The sequence below is a fragment of the Agrobacterium sp. 22-223-1 genome, assembly GCF_053522385.1.
Window position 1 is genome coordinate 801,931 of record NZ_JBNWCN010000001.1, and the last position, 13,614, is coordinate 815,544.

Genomic DNA, 13,614 nt, shown 5'->3' on the forward strand with positions numbered 1-13,614 from the left:
GGCATCTTCATGGAAGTGAAAGTTTCCGGCATCACCAAGCAGTTCGACCGCTTTCCGGCGCTGAACGATGTGTCGCTCGACATTCGTTCCGGCGAGCTGATCGCGCTGCTCGGTCCTTCCGGTTCCGGCAAGACGACGCTGCTGCGTCTCATCGCCGGTCTCGAACAGCCGACGACCGGCCAGATTTTCTTCGGCAACGAAGATGCCTCGCACCGCACGGTGCAGGAGCGCAATGTCGGTTTCGTGTTCCAGCACTACGCCCTGTTCCGCCATATGACGGTGGCCGACAATATCGCTTTCGGTCTCAAGGTGCGCCCCTCCGCCAAGCGTCCGCCGAAGGCCGAAATCCGCAGGCGGGTCTCCGAACTTCTCGACATGGTGCACCTCTCCGGCCTTGAGAAGCGTTACCCCTCGCAGCTTTCTGGCGGTCAGCGCCAGCGCGTGGCGCTTGCCCGCGCCGTCGCCATCGAGCCGAAGGTGCTGCTTCTCGATGAACCCTTCGGCGCACTGGACGCCAAGGTGCGCAAGGAACTGCGCCGCTGGCTGCGCGAATTCCACGACCGCACCGGCCATACCACCGTCTTCGTCACCCACGATCAGGAAGAGGCGCTGGAACTGGCCGACCGCGTCGTCGTCATGAGCCAGGGCAAGATCGAACAGGTCGGCACGGCGGACGATGTCTACGACACGCCCAACTCGCCCTTCGTCTTCTCCTTTATCGGCGAATCCTCCAGCCTGCCGGTGACGATCCGCGACGGCCACGTGCTGTTCCAGGGCGAAAGCATCGGCATCGACGAGAGCGGCTCTGGCGAGGGCGAGCTTTTCTTCCGTCCGGAAGATGTGGTGCTGACGCAAGAGAAGGACGCGCTTTACGGCAAGGTCACCACCTGTCGCCGCCTCGCAGGCACCCGCATCGCCGAAATCGACATCGCCAATAACGGCCATGAACCCTATCACCTCGAAATCGAGGTGCCGCTCAACGCCGCCGTGGCCGTGGGCGCGGAACTGCGCTTCCGGCCGACGCGATGGAAGGTGTTCGGGAAGAAATAAGGGAGACGTGACCGCAGTTGACGGTCGTTGATTTGTCGCTCTCCCCAGTTCTCCGTCATACCGGCCTCGAGCCGGTATCCTTTCAGCCCAAGTCTTTGGGCTGAAAGGAGTCCTCTCGTCGCGCAGACGCGCACCGGCTGGATGCCGGGTCATCCTCGGGCTTGTTCCGGGGACCGGCATGACGGCAGAGAGGTGCCACGAGCAACACAAGACGCCGAATTTACAGCGCTAGCATATCCCACACCCTCATTCCTGTGCTTGTCACAGGAATCCAGCCGACGCGCGTCTGCGCGGCGAAAAGACTCCTTCCAGCCCAAAGACTTGGTCTGGCTGGATCTCTGTGACAGGCACAGAGATGAGGGAGGAGGATGAGGCACAAAGATGAGGGAAGAAGCTACGCAGAGATGAGCCAAAGCATACGTACTCGCCCACAATCCAAAAAACGGAAAAGGGCCGCCAGAGGCGACCCTTCCATGAGTTTGGTCCTGTTTACAGACCCGGGACTGTTTCTCAACGTTCCGAAGGCAAGAGGTTTACAACGAGGGCTGCCCCGTCGAAAACACACCCTTTCCATTGCCTGCACCAGAGACCGAAATCTCACTAGACATTGGATCACCTCCTTCCGATACGTTGAACATAACTAGAAGGTAGTACGATTCGTCAGTAATGCAAGAGGGATTACTTTGAACGGGCGGCCGGCGCCTATGCCGCATCCGCGGCCTTTACGTCGAATTCGAAGTGGATGCTGTCATAGGGAAACTCGATGCCGGCCTCGTTCCGGTCGATAACGCCCGCATGGAGGAGCGACGTCACATCGCGATGAACGGCCTGTACGTCCCGTCCGACCCGACGGGCAACCTCCCGGATAGAAAGCGGCCCCTGTCCGGCCAGAGCCTTGACGATGGCAAGGCGAAGCGGCGCGAGAATGCGATGCAGGTCCTCATAGCTGGAAAATTCGACGGACGGTTTCGCCTCCACCGGCTTTCCGGACATGGCCAGATGACCGGCGGCAACAAAGCGGCTCTTGATATCCTTGATCGTGCTGAGACGGACGGTGAGTGCGGTCATGACAAAATCCTTTCCATATCCGCCTGAAAAGCATCAAACAGGGCTTCGAGCGTGGTGAAGGCGATGGTGTCTTCACGCCCGTCCATATGACGATGATCGCCTTTGCCGCGCTCATTGTCATAACGCAGAACACATTCCCCTTTGATCACCAGCGCCAGCCGATATTTGAACGGATGGAGACTTCCGGGAACAGGCTCAGGCAGATGCCACAGGACAACCTCGAAGAAGGCCGTCTCGTCGATCACTTTGCGCGTTTTTTCGAGCAGAATGGCCTTCATGTTGTTATTTTTGACAACACGTTGGTGTGTTGTCAATGAAAACAACGATCCAGCTCAAAGCGTCACGACACCCGCATCACGATCTTGCCGATATGATTGCTGCTTTCCATCAGCCGGTGCGCTTCCACGACCTCGTCCAGCGTAAAGACCCGGTTGATGACAGGTGCCAGCTGACCGCTTTCGATGAGCGGCCAGACCTCTGCGACAAGGTCGTCGCGGATGGCGCGTTTTTCGTCGGCCGTGCGGGGGCGCATGGTGGAGCCGGTGACGGTGAGGCGTTTGACCATGATGGGGGTAAGGTTGACCTTTTCGGCCACGGCGCCGCCGAGAAAGGCGATGATGGACAGGCAGCCGTCCTTGGCGAGTGCGGCAAGGTTCTTTTCGAAATAGGCCGCACCGATCATGTCGAGAACGACATCGACGCCCTTGCCGTCGGTTTCGGCCTTGATGACGGCGGCGAAATCTTCCTCACGATAGTTGATCGCCCGTCTGGCGCCGAGCTTCACGCAGGCCTCGCATTTTTCCGCTGAGCCCGCCGTCGCATAGACCTCCGCGCCAAAGGCTTTGGCAAGCTGGATGGCCGTCGTGCCGATGCCGCTGGTGCCGCCATGGATGAGGACGCTTTCCCCTTCGGTGAGGCCCGCCATCTGGAAGAGATTGGCCCAGACGGTGAAGAAGGTTTCCGGCAAAGCCGCCGCTTTGACGGCGTCGTAACCCCTGGGGAAGGGTAGGGCCTGCCCGGCCGGCACGGTGCAATATTGCGCATAACCGCCGCCATTGGCGAGCGCGCAGACCTTGTCGCCCAGCTTGAATTCGGTAACGCCTTCACCCAGCGCAACCACCTCGCCGGCGATTTCAAGGCCGAGGATCGGGCTTGCATCCTTCGGCGGCGGATAGATGCCCTGCCGCTGCGCCACATCCGGCCGGTTGACGCCCGCCGCCTCGACCTGCACCAGAACCTCGCCTTTTGCGGGCTTCGGCAAAGGCGCTTGCGAAAGCCGCATCACCTCCGGGCCGCCATGGGAGGGAAGGTCGATGAAGCGCATTGTTTCGGGCAGGGTCTTGGTGTCGGGCATGGCCAGGGGCAACTCCTCGCGTGTCGGCGTCGCCTGAAGATGTAGGTCAGATGCACCGCTTAGGGAAGGAGGCCGTTTGTCACGAGTGTCAATTTGTCTCGCCGAACACCCGCACCACGAGACCACCTTCGTTTTCCTTCGCAGCCGCCTTCACACCCGCGATCTCGCTGCCGATCCGCTCGGGATTGGCGATGATAAGCCCTTTCGGCAAGGTCAGAACGCCGATGGAGCAGCGCAGCAGTGCGAAGTCCCGCTCGTTGCCGTGGCGGTCCTGGCCTTTCATGCAGCCGGCGGCGCGGTCCTCGTCCGAATAGAGTTCGGCGACGTCGTCGTGAAAATCGCTGAGCAGCCGCTCGAGGATTTCCGTCAGCTCCTCCACCGTCCAGTCGCGCACGCCGATGAAGAAATCGTCGCCACCGATATGGCCGAGGAAACAATCGCCGGCAAAAAAGTAACGACGCATCAGGGCCGAAAACAGGGTGATGGCGTGGTCGCCGGCGTTGAAGCCGTATTTGTCGTTGAAGGGTTTGAAATTATCGAAGTCGCAATAGCAGAAGAAGCGCGCCTCGTCGCCGTCGCTGCAACGGTCGGCAATGAAGCCGCCAATCGCCCGGTTGCCGGGCAGCGCCGTCAGCGGGTTCTGGTCCTGCGCCATCTTCAGCTGTTTTTCGTTGATGACCTTGATGAGCGAAGCGGCGGAAACGATGCCGGCGTAACGCATGTTTTCGGTGAGGATGATGCAGGCGCTGCCGCCCATGCTGGCGAACATGTTCATCAACTGGTCGGCATCGGCATCGAGGCCGACAATCGGCGCGGGATCGACGAAATGGGAAATGGTGCGCTCGTAAATCTTGTTCTTGAGCAGGTCGCGGCCGAAGGGCCGGTAGATATATTCCTTGAGGTGATATTCGTTGATGACGCCGCGCGGTTCGCCATTGGCGTTGAGAACCGGGAAAAACGCCTGCTGCGGATTTCTGCGGAACAGTTCGAAGACGCTGTCGACGCTGTCATGCTCGAAGACGGTGGGAAGACGCTCTATTTCGCGGCGGATGAGAATCTCATCCAGCGTCTGGCTGCTGCGCCGCGCCACGCCGATGCGGTTGATGTGGGGAAAGCTCTCCGGCAGTTCGCTGGTGAAGACCGTGGGCCTCGCGATCAGCCAGCCCTGCACCAGATCGACGCCGAATTCGCGGCAGGTCAGAAATTCCGCTTCGGTTTCGATGCCTTCCGCAATGACCCTGACGCCAAGAACATGGGCGATGTTGACGATGTTGCGCACAAGGTGCTGCTTGCGCGGCAATTGGTCGACGCCGGTGATGAAATGCCGGTCGATCTTCAGGTAATCCAGCGGGAAGTCGCAGAGCAGTTTCATCTCGCCATGGCCGGCGCCGAAATCGTCGATGGCCAGCTTGAAGCCTTCCTTGCGCATGCGGGCAATCAGCGCCGTGAATTCCGGCACGCTGGTATTGTCGAAACGTTCGGAAAGCTCAAAGCAGATGGAGGAGGCGGGAATGCCCGCCCGTGCCAGATGGCCGACGAGCTTGTCGAGAATGGCGTCGCCATGCGGGATCAGCCGCACATCCAGATTGAGGAACAGGGTGGCGGAAGAAAAATCGGGCAGGGTGGAGAATTTCGCCAGCGCCCGGCTCGCCAGCATCTGCTCGAAGGCCTTCAGCTCGCCATCCGCGGCAGCCTGATCGAGAAGCGCCAGCGGATTGGAAAAACCGAGCCGGTCATGGCCGCGCATCAGCGATTCATAACCGAAGATCGTGCCTGTCGTCGCCTCGACAATCGGCTGAAACGCCGTTTCGAGCACCAGTTTCGCCATGGGAAACATGTGCCCGGAGGCAAAACGCCTTATGACATCGTTCTCCAGCGTGACGGCCTGCATTTCTATTCTCCGCTATTGCCGGTCCCTTTGGTGACGCGCCGTGTGGAATGCGCCATCGGGAACCCGTCTCTTTTGCGGCGAACAATCGCAGATTACAGGTCAACAAAAGCTTTCACGACTGTGAAGCTTTGATGAACGTTTTGTTACAACCCTTTCAATATGGAGGGTTGTTACGCCGGGCCTTATGCCCGGCGGATATGCCCGCTGTGTGCGGCATAAAGTTCCGCAACGTTCATGCGTTCCCGGTCCGCTTCGACAGGCTCCGTGGACTTTGCGCCCACGCCATGTTCGGCGGAGGCCGCCCATAGTCTCAGCGCTGCCCTGACGACCTCGCTGCCGGATGCGTAAGCGCCGCAATTCACGGCCTCGCGCATTCTCGCTGCCTGTTCCGGGGAAATCGATACTGTCACCATTGGCATGATATCACTCCCTTCTTTCCATGGCCGCCACGCGAACCCGATAAATGCCCGTTTTACGGACGGGGCGGGGGCGGTCTTTTATGGGCGGTCGTTTTTAAGAGCTTTCGTCTGGGCGCCGCTTCCAGCGAAATTGGTATCATCGCTTATCTTACCACGAAACGCGTTCCATACCCAATTTGCAGTATATTGGGGTTTAGTTTTTCCCTGATCGGCATGGATCCGATACGGGCCGTATACTACCCTCATGATCGCATGGCCATGGCCAGAGCGATCGTTGCAAAACCCTGCATGATAAGGTCTATCGCCAGAAACAGGCCCAGCACCCAGAGGCTGTTGACCGGCCAGCCGGCGGCAATCACCAGACCCGCCAGCGCCGTCACCGCGCCCGCCGTGGCAACCCAGCCCCAGCCCGTCGCCGGTTTCAGCCGGAAGCCGACGACGAGGCGGAAAATGCCGGCGACAATGAGCGAAATCGCCATCAGCAAGGTCAGCACGGCCGCCGTCAGATCGGGGTTCTGGAAAGCGATGACGCCGGCAATGGCGTAAAGCAGGCCGCTCAGCGTCCAGAACAGCGCGCTTTCCCACCCCTTCACCTGAAAGGCATGAAAAAGCTGCAGCACGCCGCCCATCAGCATCATGACCCCGACATAAAAGACGGAGGCGACGGTGGCGACCAGAAGATTGCCGAGCGCGATGATGCCGAAGGCCAGAAGAACGAGGCCAAGCGCCAGCAACCAGCCCCACTTTGCTTTCAGCGGTGAAAATCCAGATGCATTGAGACTCTGCGTCATGTCGCTGTCTCCCTGAACGGTCGGGGGTAACGCTATCACGAATGCACCGTAGCGCAATGCGCCTGTCGAAGATTTGATCCAGATCATGAGCCGGAAGACGGGAAAACCGCTTCGGTTTTCTCCCCCTGCCGCGCAGGCGCCAATCCGCGACATGAAATGGCGCGTTTTTTATTGATTGATCGATCAATCAAGAATATTTTGCCGCCATCAAGGAGACGCTTATGCCCAAGATCGGAATGGAGCCTCTGCGCCGCAAGGCGCTGGTGGACGCGGCGCTTCGCACCATAGGCCACCATGGTTCGCTGAATGTGACAATGTCTGACATCGCCCGGGAAGCGGGCGTGTCGGCCGCCCTTGCGCATCATTATTTCGGCAGCAAGCAGCAGCTTCTTCTCGAAACCATCCGCAGCCTGCTGCGTGACCTGCGGCGCGATGCGGTCGCGGCGCTGACCCGTGCTTCCGGCCCTCGCGCAAGGCTGAGCGCCATCGTCCATGTCTCCTTCCAGAGCGACCAGTTCACGCCCGAAACGGTGGCTGCATGGCTTGCCTTTTATGTCGAGGCGCAGCGTTCGGAAGAAACCCGCCGCCTGCTCGTGCTCTATTCGCGCCGTCTCAGGTCAAACCTCATGGCGAGCCTCAACCGGCTCTGCCCGCCGGACGATGCCGCGCGCATCGCGGAAGGGGCGGCGGCCCTGATCGACGGGCTTTATATTCGCCACAGCCTGCGCTCGGCGCCGCTCGGCCTTGCCTCCGCACCGGCGCTTGTCGAGGATTATTTCGACATGCAGCTCAAATCATTTCCCGATGGACAGCGCCAAAAGCCTTCCATCCGCGTTCTTTAAGGAGACTTCGACATGACCACGCTCAAGGCGCAGCCGAAAGCCTCGCATTTCATCGACGGGGATTATGTCGAAGACACGGCCGGCACGCCGTTCGAGAGCATCTTCCCGGCCACCGGCGAGGTGATCGCGAAGCTGCATGCGGCAACGCCCGCTATCGTCGAGCGCGCCATCGCCGCGGCCAAACGTGCACAGAAGGAATGGGCGGCGATGAGCCCGATGGCGCGCGGCCGCATCCTCAAACGCGCCGCCGATATCATGCGCGAGCGCAACGATGCGCTTTCGACGCTGGAGACGCTGGATACCGGCAAGCCCATTCAGGAAACCATCGTCGCCGACCCGACGTCCGGTGCGGATGCCTTCGAATTTTTCGGCGGTATCGCGCCTTCCGCGCTGAACGGCGATTACATCCCGCTCGGCGGCGATTTCGCCTATACCAAGCGCGTGCCGCTCGGAGTCTGCGTCGGCATCGGCGCCTGGAATTATCCGCAGCAGATCGCCTGCTGGAAGGCCGCTCCCGCGCTGGTCGCCGGCAATGCCATGGTCTTCAAGCCCTCGGAAAACACTCCGCTCGGCGCCTTGAAGATCGCCGAAATCCTGATCGAAGCCGGTCTGCCAAAGGGCCTGTTCAACGTCATTCAGGGCGATCGCGATACCGGGCCGCTGCTGGTCAATCACCCCGATGTGGCCAAGGTCTCGCTGACCGGCTCAGTCCCGACCGGCCGCAAGGTGGCCGCTGCCGCTGCCGGGCATCTGAAGCACGTGACCATGGAACTCGGCGGCAAGTCGCCGCTAATCGTCTTCGACGATGCCGATATCGAAAGCGCTGTCGGCGGGGCCATGCTCGGCAATTTCTATTCCTCCGGCCAAGTCTGCTCCAACGGCACCCGTGTCTTCGTGCAGAAAAAGGCGAAGGAGCGTTTCCTCGAAAACCTGAAGCGCCGCACCGAAGCGATGATCCTCGGCGATCCGCTCGACTACGCCACCCATCTCGGTCCGCTGGTTTCCAAGGCCCAGCAGGAGAAGGTCCTTTTCTATATCGAAAAGGGCAAGGCAGAGGGCGCGACGCTCATCACCGGCGGCGGCATTCCGAACAATGTTTCGGGCGAGGGCGCCTATGTGCAGCCGACCGTCTTCGCCGATGTGACCGACGACATGACCATCGCCCGCGAGGAAATCTTCGGCCCGGTCATGTGCGTGCTGGATTTCGACGATGAGGACGAGGTTCTCGCCCGCGCCAACGCCACCGAATTCGGTCTCGCCGGCGGCGTCTTCACCGCCGATCTCGTCCGCGCTCATCGCGTGGTCGACCGGCTGGAGGCGGGCACGCTGTGGATCAACACCTATAATCTCTGCCCGGTGGAAATTCCCTTCGGCGGCTCGAAACAATCCGGTTTTGGCCGCGAGAATTCGGCGGCCGCGCTGGAGCATTATAGTGAGCTGAAGACGGTTTATGTGAGCACGGGGAAGGTGGACGCGCCTTATTGACGGTCGGTGCGTGGGGCTTACCCCCCCTCTGTCCTGCCGGACATCTCCCCCTCAAGGGGGGAGATCGGCAAGCGGCGGCACCACCACTTCATTCGCTGACGTTGAGATGGGCGCAACCTCGCCGCATATCGATCTCCCCCCTTGAGGGGGAGATGCCCGGCAGGGCAGAGGGGGGTGAGCCACAGGCGCAGATGTTCATTCTGGAGATATTTCGAAATGCAAGCAGATTACGTCATCGTCGGTTCGGGTTCCGCAGGCTCCGCCATCGCCTATCGCCTGTCGGAAGACGGCCGTTATTCGGTGATCGTCATCGAGGCAGGCGGGTCGGATTTCGGCCCTTTCATCCAGATGCCGGCCGCACTCGCATGGCCGATGAGCATGAAGCGCTATAATTGGGGCTATCTCTCCGAGCCCGAGCCGAACCTCGACAATCGCCGCATCACGGCACCGCGCGGCAAGGTTATCGGCGGTTCGTCCTCCATCAACGGCCTCGTTTACGTGCGCGGCCATGCCGAGGATTTTAACCGCTGGGAAGAGCTTGGCGCGCATGGCTGGGCCTATGCGGATGTGCTGCCTTACTTCAAGCGCATGGAACACAGCCATGGCGGCGAGGAAGGCTGGCGCGGCACGGATGGGCCGCTGCATGTGCAGCGCGGCCCGGTCAACAATCCGCTGTTCCACGCCTTCATTCAGGCCGGCGCGCAGGCCGGTTTCGAACTGACTGACGATTACAATGGCTCCAAGCAGGAGGGTTTCGGCCTGATGGAGCAGACCATCCATAATGGCCGCCGCTGGTCCGCCGCCAATGCCTATCTGAAACCGGCGCTGAAGCGCGGCAATGTCACGCTGGTCAACGGCTTCGCCCGCAAGGTCGTCATCGAGAACGGCCGCGCCATTGGCGTTGAGATCGAGCGCAAGGGCGTGGTGGAAACCATCACGGCCAATCGCGAGGTCATCGTCTCGGCATCCTCCTTCAATTCGCCGAAACTGCTGATGCTCTCAGGCATCGGCCCCGCCGCGCATCTCAAAGACATGGGCATCGAGGTGAAGGCGGATCGCCCGGGCGTGGGCGCAAATCTTCAGGACCATATGGAATTTTATTTCCAGCAGGTCTCCACCAAGCCGGTCTCGCTCTATTCCTGGCTGCCATGGTTCTGGCAGGGCGTGGCGGGTGCGCAATGGCTGCTGTCGAAAGGCGGGCTTGGCGCCTCCAACCAGTTCGAGGCCTGCGCCTTCCTGCGCTCAGCACCCGGTCTGAAACAGCCGGATATCCAGTATCATTTCCTGCCGGTCGCTATTTCCTATGATGGCAAAGCGGCGGCGAAAAGTCATGGTTTTCAGGTGCATGTGGGTTACAACCTGTCGAAATCGCGCGGGAATGTTACCTTGCGTTCCGCAGATCCACATGACGACCCGGTCATCCGCTTCAACTATATGAGCCACCCGGAAGACTGGGAAAAATTCCGCCATTGCGTGCGCCTGACGCGCGACATCTTCAGCCAGAAAGCCTTTGACGATTTTCGCGGGCCGGAAATCCAGCCCGGCGAAAACGTGGAGACGGATGAGGAGATCGACGCCTTTTTGCGGGAACATCTGGAAAGCGCCTATCACCCCTGCGGCACCTGCCGCATGGGCGACAGGGACGACCAGATGGCCGTCGTCGATCCCGAATGCCGCGTGATCGGGGTGGAGGGCTTGAGAGTGGCGGACAGCTCGATCTTCCCGCATGTGACCTATGGCAACCTCAACGGCCCGTCGATCATGACCGGCGAAAAGGCGGCGGATCATATTCTCGGCAAGACCCCGCTGCCACGCTCCAATCAGGAACCGTGGGTAAACCCGCGCGCGGCCGTCAGCGACCGGTGAGGGTCAATGGTAATCATCCTCGCGCTGGTGGCGGATCGCGAGGATGGACACGGTTTCCGCATCTTCGATTTGAATGAGGACGATGTAACCGGCAGATCCGAACGGAACGATTAGTTCTCGTAAGAGTACGTTGTCCCCAGGCGCCTTGCGCGTTGCGAAAGGAAACTCGCTCAGTCCCTCAATCGTTGAAATGATGCGGTCCACGGCTTTTTCCGCCGTCGAAAAATCCTTTTCCAGTAAAAAATCATATAGCCGGGTTATGTCCGCTCGGGCCGCAATCGTGTACCGGAGATTGAAGGTCACTCGCCACGCTCAGCTTTCTTGGCGGCGAGCATCGCCCGCAATTCCGCATGCACCTCTTCGGCCGAATAAAAAATCCCCGTCCGTTTGGATTCTTCGAGCGAGGCCAGCCCGCGCGCAATGAACTCTGCCTGTGATTTACGGATTTCCACCTGCCTGCGCACGGAATCCTCAACGAAGGAAGAGAGCGTTTCGCCGTCCTTCAGCACGCTTTCTGCCGCCTCGCGAAAATCCGCCGTTACCCGCAGCGAAGGCAATGTCGCCGTTTTCATATTGCGTCTCCATGCGTTGCAATTGCGATGCGTAGAATGCGCCGATAGGGGCGGTCTGTCAAATGCAAAACCTTGCAATCCCCGCCCGAGAGGCGGATAAACGGGCATCCCGCCCGAGAAACAATACCGAAATCACCGATCTGGACCGCCATGCCCGTCGACTACAAAAAGCTGAAGATGCTCCGCCGTTCCCGTGTCGTGTGGGGCTCCTGGCGGGTGTGGAGGCCGAGGGCGGTTTTCTGGATTGGCGCGATTGCGGTCGGCCTTATCAGCGTTGGCTTTGCGTGGGCGTCGGATCGGGCCCAGCACCTTTTCTTTGCGGCAACCTCATCGGGCGAATGGGCGTTTCTGCTGCCGCTCATCATCACGCCGCTCGGCTTCACGCTCTGCGCATGGCTCGCGATCACGGTTTTCCCCAATGCCGGCGGCAGCGGCATTCCGCAGGCGATCGCCGCGCGGCACCTGCGGGAAGATGCGGACCGTTCGCGGCTTCTGTCGCTGAAACTCGCCTTTGGCAAGGTGGTACTGACGGTGGCCGGGCTTTTGTCGGGTGCCTCCATCGGCCGTGAAGGCCCGACCGTTCAGGTTGGCGCTTCGATCATGCTGCAGGCCGCCCGCTGGGGCGGCATGGCGCAGGCGAAGGGTCTCATCCTCGCTGGCTCGGCGGCGGGCATCGCGGCGGCTTTCAACACGCCGCTCGCCGGCATTGTCTTCGCCATTGAGGAAATGAGCAAGACCTATGAATCCCGCGCCAATGGTCTCGTCCTCACCGCCGTCATCCTGTCGGGCCTCGCTTCGCTGGCGCTGGTCGGCAGCTATACCTATTTCGGCACCAGTTCGGTGATGGCGAAAACGACCATGGACTGGCTGCTGGTTCTGGTCTGCGGCATTGGCGGCGGTGCGTTCGGTGCGCTGTTCAGCGCAGGCGCCTTGCGTCTTTCCGCCCGCATCCGGCGCTTCGCCCAGGCCATGCCGCTGAAGCGGATGCTGGCGATCGCCGCCGCCTGCGGCCTTGCTTCCGCCGTCCTCGGCATCGCAACGGGCGGCGCGACCTTCGGAACCGGTTACGAACAGGCGCGCGCGGCAATCGAGGGCGAGGCCGCGCCGGCATTCTTCTTCATCGAAAAACTGGCGGCGACGTTCCTTGCCATGATGTCGGGCATTCCCGGCGGCATTTTCGCACCGTCGCTGTCAGTAGGCGCGGGTTTCGGCAGCACCATGGCCACCCTGCTCGGCACCAGCATCGGCCTTGGCGCCATCGTCGGCATGGCGGGTTATTTTGCAGGCGTGGTGCAGGCGCCGATGACGGCCTTTGTCATCATCCTTGAAATGACCGGCAATCATGAAGGCGTCATGCCCATCATGGCCGCATCGATGCTGGGATATCTGACGTCGCGGCTTTTCTCGCGCGAGCCGCTTTATCACGGCCTGTCGCGGGTCTTCATCGCCCAGAGCATCCGCGCCAGACGCGCTGCTCAGGCCAGCGAAACCTAACCTTTTATGCGCGGATGCCCGCCACGCCGAAATAACCGAGCCCCGGTATCTTCACGCCGGGCCGGCTGAAATCGATGCCGGCGACAAGACCGAGAAAATTGATCTCGAAACCGCTGCGCGCACCGGCCGAAATGCCGAACAGACCGCCGAGCGAAACGCTCGCGTCCTTCCAGTCGTCGGCGATGTGGTAAAACGCGCCGTCCGGCAGATAATCGCGACCCACGGCATCCGGCGGCAGCACAACGCCGAGTTCCGGCACGCTGCGCAGCACATGGGCGACGAAGGTGTTGGAGTTGGGGCCGGGATAGATGCGGTAGCCGCCCGGCCGGCCATAGGGGTAATCGGCAATCGCCTTTTCGATCTTCGGGATCAGCTTTTCCGCTTCCGCGCCATGAATGGCCACCACCTGGCGCGGTGTGTTGGAATACCAGAAGGCATCCGCCGCATAGCCATTGCGGCGGATCGGCGTGCCCCAACCCACCTTGTCATAGCGGTCATAGGCTTTCGCGCCCGGCTTTTTCAGCACGATCCAGGCATGACTGGCGACAGAGCCCTTGAAGCCGCCCGTCATGGCGGAAAACACATAGACCGCAGCCTGTTCATCGGCGTCCGCCTGGGGAAGGACGCCGGACGAAGACCAGCGGGCATCGCGCCAGCCCTGCGGATGGTCCCGCATGGCCCACAGCCCGGCCGATGCCAGTGCGGGAAGCAGATAGATAACGGCAATCGCCAGCAGCAGACGTTTTGCAAATTTCACTGATAGCCCCGTGCATCGAAAAATC

At 60.9% G+C, this 13,614-nt stretch carries 14 protein-coding genes; 5 read left to right on the forward strand and 9 right to left on the reverse strand.

Annotation, left to right across the window (positions count from 1 at the left end; translation table 11 throughout):
* Positions 1–9 precede the first annotated feature (9 nt).
* Complete coding sequence (locus ACQZ60_RS03945) at positions 10–1,050, forward strand: sulfate/molybdate ABC transporter ATP-binding protein (protein ID WP_003520463.1); 1,041 nt, start codon at positions 10–12, stop codon at positions 1,048–1,050.
* A gap of 702 nt (positions 1,051–1,752) precedes the next feature.
* Here the strand turns inward: ACQZ60_RS03945 and ACQZ60_RS03950 are convergent.
* From ACQZ60_RS03950 to ACQZ60_RS03975, 6 genes are all read right to left on the reverse strand, one after another.
* Positions 1,753–2,118, reverse strand: coding sequence for an HVO_A0114 family putative DNA-binding protein (locus ACQZ60_RS03950; protein ID WP_448734787.1), 366 nt, complete (start codon positions 2,116–2,118; stop codon positions 1,753–1,755).
* On the reverse strand, positions 2,115–2,396 hold the full coding sequence (locus ACQZ60_RS03955) for a toxin-antitoxin system TumE family protein (RefSeq protein WP_003520460.1): 282 nt from the start codon (positions 2,394–2,396) through the stop codon (positions 2,115–2,117). The genes ACQZ60_RS03950 and ACQZ60_RS03955 overlap by 4 nt, the downstream gene beginning before the upstream one ends.
* Before the next feature lie 62 nt (positions 2,397–2,458).
* The gene (locus ACQZ60_RS03960; protein WP_448734788.1) at positions 2,459–3,472 is read right to left on the reverse strand and encodes an NAD(P)H-quinone oxidoreductase; all 1,014 of its coding nucleotides are present in this window, start codon (positions 3,470–3,472) and stop codon (positions 2,459–2,461) included.
* 88 nt (positions 3,473–3,560) lie between these two features.
* Entirely contained in the window at positions 3,561–5,363 is a 1,803-nt protein-coding gene (locus tag ACQZ60_RS03965; protein WP_020812512.1) for a GGDEF domain-containing protein, read from the reverse strand.
* 182 nt (positions 5,364–5,545) lie between these two features.
* A complete protein-coding gene (locus tag ACQZ60_RS03970) occupies positions 5,546–5,782 on the reverse strand; it encodes a ribbon-helix-helix domain-containing protein (RefSeq protein WP_080852536.1) in 237 nt (78 codons plus the stop codon).
* A 242-nt stretch (positions 5,783–6,024) separates the two neighbouring features.
* A complete protein-coding gene (locus ACQZ60_RS03975) occupies positions 6,025–6,573 on the reverse strand; it encodes an HdeD family acid-resistance protein (protein ID WP_168207980.1) in 549 nt (182 codons plus the stop codon).
* A gap of 221 nt (positions 6,574–6,794) precedes the next feature.
* On the opposite strand from ACQZ60_RS03975, the gene betI reads away from it, so the two are divergent.
* From betI to betA, 3 genes are all read left to right on the forward strand, one after another.
* Positions 6,795–7,415, forward strand: coding sequence for a transcriptional regulator BetI (gene betI / locus ACQZ60_RS03980; protein ID WP_035218469.1), 621 nt, complete (start codon positions 6,795–6,797; stop codon positions 7,413–7,415).
* Positions 7,416–7,427: 12 nt separating this feature from the next.
* On the forward strand, positions 7,428–8,900 hold the full coding sequence (gene betB / locus ACQZ60_RS03985; RefSeq protein WP_448734789.1) for a betaine-aldehyde dehydrogenase: 1,473 nt from the start codon (positions 7,428–7,430) through the stop codon (positions 8,898–8,900).
* A gap of 216 nt (positions 8,901–9,116) precedes the next feature.
* Positions 9,117–10,766: a choline dehydrogenase gene (gene betA / locus ACQZ60_RS03990; protein WP_448734790.1), complete on the forward strand. Its 1,650-nt coding sequence runs from the start codon at positions 9,117–9,119 to the stop codon at positions 10,764–10,766.
* Between the two features lie 3 nt (positions 10,767–10,769).
* Here the strand turns inward: betA and ACQZ60_RS03995 are convergent, their stop codons facing one another.
* Together ACQZ60_RS03995 and ACQZ60_RS04000 are read right to left on the reverse strand one after the other, a co-directional pair.
* Entirely contained in the window at positions 10,770–11,069 is a 300-nt protein-coding gene (locus ACQZ60_RS03995) for a type II toxin-antitoxin system RelE/ParE family toxin (protein WP_448734791.1), read from the reverse strand.
* Positions 11,066–11,338, reverse strand: coding sequence for a YlcI/YnfO family protein (locus ACQZ60_RS04000; RefSeq protein ID WP_080833754.1), 273 nt, complete (start codon positions 11,336–11,338; stop codon positions 11,066–11,068). Before ACQZ60_RS04000 ends, ACQZ60_RS03995 begins: the two co-directional genes overlap by 4 nt.
* 150 nt (positions 11,339–11,488) lie before the next feature.
* Here ACQZ60_RS04000 and ACQZ60_RS04005 point away from each other — a divergent pair, with 150 nt between their 5' ends.
* Positions 11,489–12,832 (forward strand): chloride channel protein, encoded by a 1,344-nt coding sequence (locus tag ACQZ60_RS04005; RefSeq protein ID WP_448734792.1) that lies wholly within the window; start codon positions 11,489–11,491, stop codon positions 12,830–12,832.
* A 4-nt stretch (positions 12,833–12,836) separates the two neighbouring features.
* Here ACQZ60_RS04005 and ACQZ60_RS04010 read toward each other — a convergent pair whose 3' ends face one another.
* Positions 12,837–13,589 (reverse strand): DUF3750 domain-containing protein, encoded by a 753-nt coding sequence (locus ACQZ60_RS04010; protein WP_020812503.1) that lies wholly within the window; start codon positions 13,587–13,589, stop codon positions 12,837–12,839.
* Positions 13,590–13,614 lie beyond the last annotated feature (25 nt).

What these genes read in the sequence shown, in the direction of transcription:
- ACQZ60_RS04005 (WP_448734792.1), top strand. Translation starts at nt 11,489, where the DNA reads ATGCCCGTCGACTACAAAAAGCTGAAGATGCTCCGCCGTTCCCGTGTC.
- ACQZ60_RS03960 (WP_448734788.1), bottom strand. Translation starts at nt 3,472, where the DNA reads ATGCCCGACACCAAGACCCTGCCCGAAACAATGCGCTTCATCGACCTT.
- betI (WP_035218469.1), top strand. Translation starts at nt 6,795, where the DNA reads ATGCCCAAGATCGGAATGGAGCCTCTGCGCCGCAAGGCGCTGGTGGAC.
- betB (WP_448734789.1), top strand. Translation starts at nt 7,428, where the DNA reads ATGACCACGCTCAAGGCGCAGCCGAAAGCCTCGCATTTCATCGACGGG.
- ACQZ60_RS03965 (WP_020812512.1), bottom strand. Translation starts at nt 5,363, where the DNA reads ATGCAGGCCGTCACGCTGGAGAACGATGTCATAAGGCGTTTTGCCTCC.
- ACQZ60_RS03945 (WP_003520463.1), top strand. Translation starts at nt 10, where the DNA reads ATGGAAGTGAAAGTTTCCGGCATCACCAAGCAGTTCGACCGCTTTCCG.
- ACQZ60_RS03955 (WP_003520460.1), bottom strand. Translation starts at nt 2,396, where the DNA reads ATGAAGGCCATTCTGCTCGAAAAAACGCGCAAAGTGATCGACGAGACG.
- ACQZ60_RS03970 (WP_080852536.1), bottom strand. Translation starts at nt 5,782, where the DNA reads ATGCCAATGGTGACAGTATCGATTTCCCCGGAACAGGCAGCGAGAATG.
- ACQZ60_RS03975 (WP_168207980.1), bottom strand. Translation starts at nt 6,573, where the DNA reads ATGACGCAGAGTCTCAATGCATCTGGATTTTCACCGCTGAAAGCAAAG.
- ACQZ60_RS03950 (WP_448734787.1), bottom strand. Translation starts at nt 2,118, where the DNA reads ATGACCGCACTCACCGTCCGTCTCAGCACGATCAAGGATATCAAGAGC.
- ACQZ60_RS04000 (WP_080833754.1), bottom strand. Translation starts at nt 11,338, where the DNA reads ATGAAAACGGCGACATTGCCTTCGCTGCGGGTAACGGCGGATTTTCGC.
- betA (WP_448734790.1), top strand. Translation starts at nt 9,117, where the DNA reads ATGCAAGCAGATTACGTCATCGTCGGTTCGGGTTCCGCAGGCTCCGCC.